Origin of the sequence: Meridianimarinicoccus aquatilis (assembly GCF_004358675.1) — a bacterium.
GTDB lineage: Bacteria > Pseudomonadota > Alphaproteobacteria > Rhodobacterales > Rhodobacteraceae > Meridianimarinicoccus > Meridianimarinicoccus aquatilis.
The window spans coordinates 50,719-59,063 of record NZ_SMZO01000024.1 but is presented as its reverse complement, the minus strand read 5'-3'; the positions used below and the strand labels follow the sequence as shown (position 1 = coordinate 59,063).

General features: G+C 60.8%; 9 protein-coding genes. 1 reads left to right on the top strand and 8 read right to left on the bottom strand.

Going from position 1 to position 8,345, the window contains the following annotated elements; translation table 11 throughout:
• The 7 genes from E2L05_RS11765 to E2L05_RS11735 all read right to left on the bottom strand — a co-directional run.
• Positions 1–759 (bottom strand): DUF1513 domain-containing protein (locus tag E2L05_RS11765; protein WP_133343103.1); only part of this gene is annotated, 759 nt, incomplete at its 3' end.
• A complete protein-coding gene (locus tag E2L05_RS11760; protein ID WP_133343102.1) occupies positions 759–1,712 on the bottom strand; it encodes an imelysin family protein in 954 nt (317 codons plus the stop codon). The genes E2L05_RS11765 and E2L05_RS11760, both read right to left, overlap by 1 nt.
• Entirely contained in the window at positions 1,712–3,256 is a 1,545-nt protein-coding gene (locus E2L05_RS11755; protein ID WP_394346553.1) for a di-heme oxidoreductase family protein, read from the bottom strand. The genes E2L05_RS11760 and E2L05_RS11755 overlap by 1 nt, the downstream gene beginning before the upstream one ends.
• A 67-nt stretch (positions 3,257–3,323) precedes the next feature.
• Positions 3,324–4,586 carry an imelysin family protein gene (locus E2L05_RS11750; protein ID WP_133343101.1) on the bottom strand — a complete coding sequence of 421 codons (1,263 nt, stop codon included), beginning with the start codon at positions 4,584–4,586 and terminating at the stop codon, positions 3,324–3,326.
• A gap of 281 nt (positions 4,587–4,867) precedes the next feature.
• Entirely contained in the window at positions 4,868–5,944 is a 1,077-nt protein-coding gene (locus E2L05_RS11745) for a DUF3618 domain-containing protein (protein ID WP_133343100.1), read from the bottom strand.
• Positions 5,941–6,351: a phage holin family protein gene (locus E2L05_RS11740; RefSeq protein WP_133343099.1), complete on the bottom strand. Its 411-nt coding sequence runs from the start codon at positions 6,349–6,351 to the stop codon at positions 5,941–5,943. The genes E2L05_RS11745 and E2L05_RS11740 overlap by 4 nt, the downstream gene beginning before the upstream one ends.
• Complete coding sequence (locus tag E2L05_RS11735; RefSeq protein ID WP_133343098.1) at positions 6,351–6,632, bottom strand: hypothetical protein; 282 nt, start codon at positions 6,630–6,632, stop codon at positions 6,351–6,353. The genes E2L05_RS11740 and E2L05_RS11735 overlap by 1 nt, the downstream gene beginning before the upstream one ends.
• A gap of 623 nt (positions 6,633–7,255) precedes the next feature.
• On the opposite strand from E2L05_RS11735, the gene E2L05_RS11730 reads away from it, so the two are divergent.
• On the top strand, positions 7,256–7,429 hold the full coding sequence (locus E2L05_RS11730) for a DUF1328 domain-containing protein (RefSeq protein ID WP_133343097.1): 174 nt from the start codon (positions 7,256–7,258) through the stop codon (positions 7,427–7,429).
• A gap of 105 nt (positions 7,430–7,534) precedes the next feature.
• On the opposite strand, the gene E2L05_RS11725 is transcribed toward E2L05_RS11730, so the two are convergent.
• Complete coding sequence (locus E2L05_RS11725) at positions 7,535–8,341, bottom strand: response regulator (RefSeq protein WP_133343096.1); 807 nt, start codon at positions 8,339–8,341, stop codon at positions 7,535–7,537.
• Positions 8,342–8,345: the final 4 nt, after the last annotated feature.

The following is an 8,345-nucleotide window of genomic DNA, read 5'->3' as shown; positions in this document are numbered from 1 at the left end:
TTGCACGGGTGTCCCGCGCGTGTGGATGGCGAGCATGGCAACGCGGCTGTCTGGGTCGCGCTGCGATTGCAGGCCCATTGCGACGGCGCCATCGGCGCGGGCCGCAATATGGCGGATCGACAGTTTGGGGTCGTCCAGTTCCACTGTTTCGGTTACGCGCAGGTCATCGAGATACGCTAGATTTGGCTGCATTGTTGGTATGTTAAGCTTCTCACGCCCTGTCGCGGGGTGAGTGCGCAGCCCCCCATTGGCCACGGCAAGTCCGCCATTGGGCAAGCGGATCACTTCGTGGGGGCCAATGCCGCCTGATGCGACTTCGCCCATGCGGGTGAAGCCGTCTTCCGCGTCCCACAGGCCGATGCGCCCGGCGCCGCTGGCATAGTCGTTTTCCGTTGTGACAAGTACACGCCCGCCATCTATGAAGGCCCCATGCCCATAAAAGTGTCGCCCTTCAGGGGCTGTGAGCCGCGAGATGACGGCCCCTGTGGTGCAGTCCAGCACCAGCGCAAAGGTACCCGGTCGCCGGGCGAAGGCGACAGCAACGGCGCGCTCGGGATGGACGGCAGCGGCGTGGCCCCGGTCGGGAAGGGGCACGCGGAACGTGATTTGCCCGGTGCTGTCCAGCCCGAAAAGGGCGTATTTACCCGTGGTTTTGCGTGCTGCGGCCAGAAAGGCGGGGGTTCCCACAACTGCCCAGCCCGGTACGGCCAAAAGCGACGCTGCGCCCGAACTGGCGAGGAAGGTGCGCCGGGTCAGCATCAATCGCCATCCGCCGAATTGAAGCCTGCCGGCACGCCAAGTGCAGCGCCCAGTTCTTCTTGGGCTGTGGTGCGTGCGGATCGGATCGCGTTTTGCAGCGATTCAACCCGGAAGCGCCCCTGCACGTCGGCGACGCCTGCGAAGGAGGTATCTTCCAACGCGTGTGCTGTGCGGATCGCGCTGTCGAGTGCGGCCAGGGTACGGGGCGCATCGGCAAGGGATGCCGCGAGTTGGCGCTGAGAGGTCAGAGCGGCGATGACCATTGGCACGCTCAGATCAGAACGGCGCAGTTCCGCGCGTCTGGGCTGGGGTTTGTCAAACGTGCCAAGCGGTACGCCAAGCCGTGCGTCGGCGGTGTATTCAAGGCCGCTGAGAAGCGCGGTGAAAAGCGCGGCGGCGGCTTCGTCTTCGGTCAGAAAACGGGTGTTTCCGGGGGTGCCCGGCGTACGCATCAGGTCGGCAAAGCCGTTTTGCCAACCATCGCGGATCGCGGCGGCTGTGGCTGCAAGGTCATCGGCCAGCGCGAGCGTCATGGCGCAGGGCTTGGCATCTGCCTCGGTGATCTGGCGCTCCAATGCGCCGAGGCCTCTGGCCGCGATTGAGGCGCGAGTCAAAGCCTCGGGCGTCCAGGCGTCCGCGCCCTGTTCTCGCAACAGGCGCAAACCGCGCGCGGTGGCATCGCGATCATCTGGCCAGAACAGGATCGCCCGGGCGCGGCCATTTTCTTCGGCAGGACCAAGCGTGAGATGGGACACGGCGGCCCAAGCGAGCGCCGCGTCCGCGAAGGCGCTGCGCAGGGCTGCAGGATCGCACGACGTGTCAGCAAGGGTTGCCGTTGCGGCGGCAAGCCGGTCCATGCCCGGAAGGATGTGATCGTCCAGAGCGGTGTCAACATCCGCAAGGGCGGGCAGGGCGCAAATGGCGCAAATGGCGGTCAGGGTGAGACGGGGCATTAAAGCGACTCCAGAAAGGCGATCAACGCAGCGCGGTCTTCGGCGGTCAGATTGGCAAAGTGGTTGCGCGCGGTAGCGGCTTCACCGCCATGCCAAAGGATCGCCTCGGTTTGCGAGCGTGCTCGACCATCATGCAGGAATTGACGGTGTCCCGCCACAGCTTCGGTCAGGCCAGTGCCCCACAGAGGTGCAGTGCGCCATTCGGCCCCAGTCGCAAGACCTGCGGGAAGGCCGTCAGCAAGACCCGGCCCCATGTCGTGCAGCAAAAAGTCGGAATAGGGCCAGATCAACTGAAAGCTGTCCTCGGGGCGGTCCTTCAGACGGTGGGTGACAAATTTCGGCATGTGGCAGGCAGTACACTGAGCGGTGTGGAACACTTCCTTGCCGCGCAAAACTTGCGGGTCACTCACATCGGCACGGGCCGGGACGCCAAGGTTGCGGGTGTAGAATGTCACCCGGTCAAGGCTTTCTTGCGAAACTTCATGCCCGCCTTGCTCTGCATCACTGCCATGAGGACCGGCGTTGCAAGCAGGTTGAGCATCGGTGCAATCGCCTGCGGGGTTGGTCTGCAGGGGCGACGAAATGCCAATGTCGGCATTGAATGCGTCGGCTGATTGATGGCGCAGGGTTGGCGCGGTTGCGCGCACGCCAAAGCGACCCAGCATCTCGGTCCCGAATTCGGGTGACCAAACCACATTGGCACGGCCCGAAATGCCATCGCCATTGGCATCATCGGGGTCGGCATGGGCAAGAATGTCTGCGGCCGGGATCGCTTCGATCAGGCCAAGACCGATCATCTGGGGAGCGACGCGCGGGCTGATCTGCGTGTCTTGATGCAGCGGGCCATAACCAAGGTCTGTCAATGTCCAGTCGGGTTTGCGCAAGGTAACGGTTTCGCCGCCCGGCAGGTCCACGGTTTCTGTATCGACCCATGTGACGGAAATGCGTCCTTCGCGGATTTTGCCGGGCACAGCATTGTCAGCGAATTGCCGCCCGTACACAGGGTCCGGCGTGGCGCTGACATAGGTGCGCAGGGCATCCAGCGATGGGGCCTCGACCGAAACAGGAATCCCAAGCCGCACAACAAGAGAGCCGGCAGAGTCGTTTGGCCCGTCCGGGGCATGGCCGCGCCCGTCTTTGATATGGCAGTCCTGGCAAGCCCGACTGTTGAACAGAGGCCCAAGGCCGTCTGACGCGATGGTGGATGCAGGGGCGGTCACCCAAAGCCTTTCAAAGATTCCGTTTCCAACAGCGAATTGCCCTTGCTGTGCAAAGCTGAGGTTGGATTTTGGAAGGCTGAAGGCCTGCGCATCGTTGCGCCGCCTGACTGTGCCGGCACCCCCTTGGTTGGTTTCAAACCGTTCAGCTTCGGTGAACTGGCTGGCAGGGGCTGTCACGGACGCAATTCGGGCTGCTTCGACCGAGCTGCGCGGCACAATGTTCAAGTGCGGATCGGACAGGGCAAGTGTCTGTGCCGCTGCGGTGCCTGCCATCAAAGCTGTCAAGAGCAGCGGGCTTAGGCTGGCTGTGCGGGCGATGGTCATGATGTGCTTTCGAGTAATGGGGCGGCGGAACCGCCCCGTTCAGATGTTGTATGCCTAAGCGGCTGGCTTATTTGAACACCGCGTCCGGATCGTCAAGGCTGTCGGAGCCTTCAAAGGCAATCTGGTTGCGCCCAAGGGCCGCGACGGCCCGTTCGATTTCGCGCGTTTGCGCAATAAGACCGTCGATGGCGGATTGCACCAATGCTCCGCCGACTTCGTTGGCCGGGTTGAGCATCATGTCGTAGTGCATGCCCGCTTCGGCGGCGACTTTCATTTCCATCATTTCCATTTGCGTTGCGTCAAGCGCGGCGGCGAGCGCGTCTGCAACGCCCGCATCCTTTTCAGCCAACAAGTCGCGCAGGCTGGCCCCTGATGTCACGGTGCCGTCGATGCCGACATACTGGCCATTGAACACGTTTCGGATGCCAAGCGCGTCATAGAAATGGTCGTTATGGGTGTTGTCCGAGAAACAGGAGTGTTCCTCTTCGGGATCGTTCAGCAACAAGCCAAGCTGCATGCGTTCGCCCGCTTGTTCGCCATAGGACAGGCTGCCCATTCCGGTCAGGATGCGGTTGATGCCGTCTTCATCGTCCAGCACGGCCTGACGGGCTTCGCCGCCGTCGGCCCATGCCGTTGCCATTTCGCTCAGGTCGGCAACGAGAAGGTCGGTTGCGGCGGTCAGGTATTCTGCTCGGCGGTCGCAATTGCCGTTGGTGCACGCGTCGCCCGTGGCAAAATCAGTCCAGGGGCGCTGGCCCGTTGTGGCGTCATAGGCGCCAATATCTTGGCCCCAAAGTAGAAATTCAATGGCGTGATAGCCCGTTGCGACATTGGCTTCGGCGCCGTCCGCTTCGTGCAGGGTGTCTTGCAGCAGGGCAGGGGTGATCTCGGCGACGTCGATTTCCTGACCCGAGATGGTCACCGTTTCATTGGCGACGACGTTCAGGTTTGCCAGGGCGTTATCGTCGGTGGGTTCCAGCGGGGCCGACCCGGCGGCGACGACATAGTCGATCAAGCCTTCGTCCAACGGCCATGCGTTCACGCGCCCTTCCCAGTCATCGACAATGGGGTTTCCGAAACGGAACGCTTCGGTCTGCTGATAGGGCACGCGGGATGCAAGCCATGCGGTGCGCGCCGCTTGCAATGCTTCGGCAGAGGGGGCGGCGACAAGATTGGCGACCGCAGCCTGAAGTCGCTCTGCGGTGGTCAGGCTGTCGCCATAGGATGCCGCGGCGATGTCGGCATAAGTGGTCAGAACGTCACGGTCTTCGACGGCCATGGCCGGGAGGGCGATCGCCGCACAGAGCGCGGTGGGGACGAGTAGTTTCATTGGACAAGCTTCCTTGTGACCCCACCGCGTGGTCGGGGCCTTGTTCGTGCATCATGCGCAGTGCGCTATTTTCTGGCTTTGGGGTCATGTGCCGCCTTGGCTGCGCAATACCTGACAAAAAACATCAAGAAGCGCAAGGGGGAGATGACAGTTGTGAATGCGCGCGCTGTTTTAGCGAAGCCGGGACGGGGGGTGACAACAAGAAAGCGGCTGCTCCAAGCCTTCTAAGGTTAGGAACAGCCGTCGAAATTTTATAGCTCTGCGGAGAGAGCGGGTGTCTGTCAGGACGCTTTTGGTGCCAGCGGATCGCCCGTCGCCCCGGTGGAAGTCCCGTTCTCTGGGGTCGCGCCATAGGCGGCTTTTGCGGCAGAGCGCATCTTCTTGGCACCGTCTTTGGCCTTTGGTGCAGCGCCGGGCGTGCCGTCAAGCGCGGCATGTGCAGCGGCGCGGACTTGTTTCTTGCCTTCGGCGACTGCGGCACGGGCGGCGGCCTCGACCTTGCGGCGCTCGTCATCATAAGTGCGCCGCGCTTCTGCCATCAGGCGGTCGCGCATTTCTGCGATCTGGCGCGTTTCATCTGTGCTGCGCGGCAACAGCGTGGCTGCGGCAGCGCCGATTGCCAGCGCCCCGGCACCATAGGCGAGCGGGTGCTTTTGAAACGATGACGCCGCAGTTTTTGACAGATCGGCGGATTTACTTTCGATCTGCCGTTGAGCTTCGGCCGCTTGAAGCCTCAGGCGCATGATACGGCTCTGCGCCTCTTGCGACATGTCGTGGAGACCGTCCTGAACGCTGGCACGCAATGTGCTTGCCTTGGCGGTGACTCGGTTCCTGATGCTTTCGGTGGATTCATCGCTACCGGCCTCAGAATCGCCCAAGGTGTTCCACGGGTCTTGCGACCGCAGTGCGGCGGCTTCGTGGTTGGCTTTGACCGCGCGCGAAACGCGGGCGTCAAATTCTGGCGTCAGCGGCTCACCCATGACGCTCTCTGCTGCGTCGGTTCCTGCCCCGCGATAGAGCGCGTTCCCGTCGTCGTCAAAGCGCAGCAGGTCGGTCGGGGCGTCGTTGGCAGTTTCAGCCAAGCTGTCGGACGAGCCTTGTAACAGGCGGCTGGCCCCGAAAGCGACCAATGCAATTCCGGCGCCGGCGGCGATCAGCGCCGCTGGGTTGTCTTGTGCCGAGCGGCGCAGTTTGGTGGCGAGTTCGGACCCATTGCTTTGCAGCGCGCCGGACATATCCGTCAGCCAACTGTCCAGCGAGACGCGATCAGTCAAAGCATCCAGCGTGCTTGCAAGCGCATTGCGGTCAGCTTCGATGTCTTTTTCGATTTGGGTGGGAGTGCGATCTTCATGTTTCATTTCAGGGCCTCCTTCAAAGCTTGGCGATCTTCGTGGTGTTGTTTCAACGCACGAGTCGGTTTCAGGTTGGATGGGTTCAGCGCCTTGGCACCGGCAAGGGTCAATCCAAGCGCGGTCGCGGCAAGGCTGATACCCACGATCAGGGCTGCCCAAGCGGGCTCTAGCCCCAGTTCCGCGATGGCGTCGACAAGCGCCGCGGCCAGCACGTTCAACGCGGCCAGCGCGATCAGCGCACCCGTCACGATCAGTGCAATGCCGGCTGCGGCGCGGCGCAGTGTCTGTTCGGTTTCGGCACGTGCCAAGTCAATTTCGTTCCGAAACAGGCCTGCCACCTGTGCCAGCGCAGTGTTTATCAGACTGCCAGTGCCAGCGTTGGACGCGGTGTCGTTGTCTGGCTGGCTGGTCATCACTCTTCTCCAGCGCGTTGGATTGCAGTTTTCAGATGCGCATTGGCTGTCGCGGACCCGGCAGGTGCAAACCGCATCGCGGCAAAGCCGATGGCTGCGCTGCCCGCGAGAAAGCTGACCGGATTGCTGCGCGCATAGGTGGCCAAATCCCCCAGGATTTGACCGTTGTCGCGGGTTTTCAGGTCTTCGCCCATAGCTACCAACACGTCGCTAAAGGACTCCATAGCTTGGTGGAATTGCTCTTCACCAAGCGCCGGTGGGATACGAGTGTTTCGTGGCATGTTGAGCACCTCACTTTAAAATGCTGATGATGACAATTGCGATGACGGTGACGCCGATGATGTAGAAGATTGTGTGCATAGTGACGCTACCTTCTGGATTTTCATGCGCGCCGCCGGAGGGTGGCACGCTTGATTGGTGTTCAGATCGTGGCCCATCTCAGGCGCGCCGGATCTCTTGCAGACCAAGATTGTGGATGCCGCCCAGAGGGCAAAGCACGGTGTTCACGGTTGCTGTGAAATGGTGCTTAGGCATCTTTTTCTCCTGGTGCTCTGCCCTAATGGCAGTCGCAAAACCAACCGACTGGTAGATCGGAAGTTCCCGCAAAAGCCGCAATTAAACTTTGTTTATATGTGGAACAAATGAGGTCGGAGCGCGTTTGCGCACATGCGCGCAACCTTAGAAAAGTACCCGAATTCGAACCAACGCAGAACTGGATCGAAAGAGTTGCCTGACTGGGAATTCAAGCTCGCCCGGTTCAGCGCGCGTGGGCTGAAAGCTGTCGGTTTTGGTTGGGTGCAGCAAAAAGACCTGAGAAAACGCAGGAACCTATTCGCGGTTCATTTGTTGATTGAATGAAGAGGCGGCACAATGCCGTTTCGGGATCAACACTGGAGTAAACCAAATGCTTTATTGGGCCTTAGTCTTCTTCGTTGTCGCTATTGTTGCCGCACTGTTCGGCTTTGGCGGGATCGCTTCGGCATCTGCCGGCATCGCGCAAATCCTGTTTTTTGTCTTTATCGTGCTGTTCGCGATTGCCCTGATTGCCAACGCACTTCGCGGACGTGCCCCGCGCTGACGTAACAAGTTGTTCAGAAGGGATGCAAAGTGCCGAAGATACTCTAGGCGATCGCGACCCCTCTCGGTAAAAAACCCGCCCGGACATCCGGGCGGGTTTTTCGTATCAAGCTGTAAGCGTCGCCGTTGAAGAGAAGAACAAGGCCTGACTGACAGCCGACCGCACCTGCGCTTCGGTGTAGGGCTTGGAAATCAGAAATGCTGGTTCGGGACGTTCGCCCGTCAAAAGACGTTCGGGATAGGCGGTGATGAAGATCACCGGCAAGTTTGTGAAATCTTCCAGAAGAGTGTTCACTGCATCAATGCCCGAGCTGTCATCTGCCAAGTGAATGTCGGCAAGAACCAGATCTGGCTTGGTCTTGCGGCCAAGATCAACAGCAGCTTTGGCTGTCCGCGCAATGCCTGTAACTTCATGCCCGATTGCGCGGACGATCCCGTCAAGATCCATCGCAATGATCGCTTCGTCTTCGATAATCATGACGCGTCCTGGTGCGTCCTGCGCCATTTCTTGCCGCGCGACGGTGATCAGGTGCTGCGCCTCGTCTTGCGAGACATCCATGATCTGAGCGATGGAGGAGACAGGCAGTTCTTCTATTGTGTTGAGCAAAAGCGCTTCGCGGGCGCCACGAGTCAAATTCTCCATCCGGTCCTGCACGGCGCCCAGCAAGCCGGTTTCATCGGAATCGACCTGAGCGCCCGAGCTTTCCCAGATTTTGTGGAACGCGCGGAACAAGGCCGTTCGTGTGTCGGTCGCACCATCAAGAACGGTCGCGTCGTTCAGGATCGCTTCGAGAGTTGCGGCTGCGTATGTGTCGCCGCTGGCTTGGCTGCCGGTCAGGGCACGGGCGTAGCGGCGAAGGAAAGGAAGGTTTTGTCCGACCTGATCGGCGAAGCTTGTGGCATCAGTCGTCATGGGT

Excerpts from the sequence above, each read along its gene's own strand:
- E2L05_RS11750 (WP_133343101.1), bottom strand. The coding sequence starts at position 4,586 with ATGAAACTACTCGTCCCCACCGCGCTCTGTGCGGCGATCGCCCTCCCG.
- E2L05_RS11725 (WP_133343096.1), bottom strand. The coding sequence starts at position 8,341 with ATGACGACTGATGCCACAAGCTTCGCCGATCAGGTCGGACAAAACCTT.
- E2L05_RS11730 (WP_133343097.1), top strand. The coding sequence starts at position 7,256 with ATGCTTTATTGGGCCTTAGTCTTCTTCGTTGTCGCTATTGTTGCCGCA.
- E2L05_RS11735 (WP_133343098.1), bottom strand. The coding sequence starts at position 6,632 with ATGCCACGAAACACTCGTATCCCACCGGCGCTTGGTGAAGAGCAATTC.
- E2L05_RS11745 (WP_133343100.1), bottom strand. The coding sequence starts at position 5,944 with ATGAAACATGAAGATCGCACTCCCACCCAAATCGAAAAAGACATCGAA.
- E2L05_RS11760 (WP_133343102.1), bottom strand. The coding sequence starts at position 1,712 with ATGCCCCGTCTCACCCTGACCGCCATTTGCGCCATTTGCGCCCTGCCC.
- E2L05_RS11755 (WP_394346553.1), bottom strand. The coding sequence starts at position 3,256 with ATGACCATCGCCCGCACAGCCAGCCTAAGCCCGCTGCTCTTGACAGCT.
- E2L05_RS11740 (WP_133343099.1), bottom strand. The coding sequence starts at position 6,351 with ATGACCAGCCAGCCAGACAACGACACCGCGTCCAACGCTGGCACTGGC.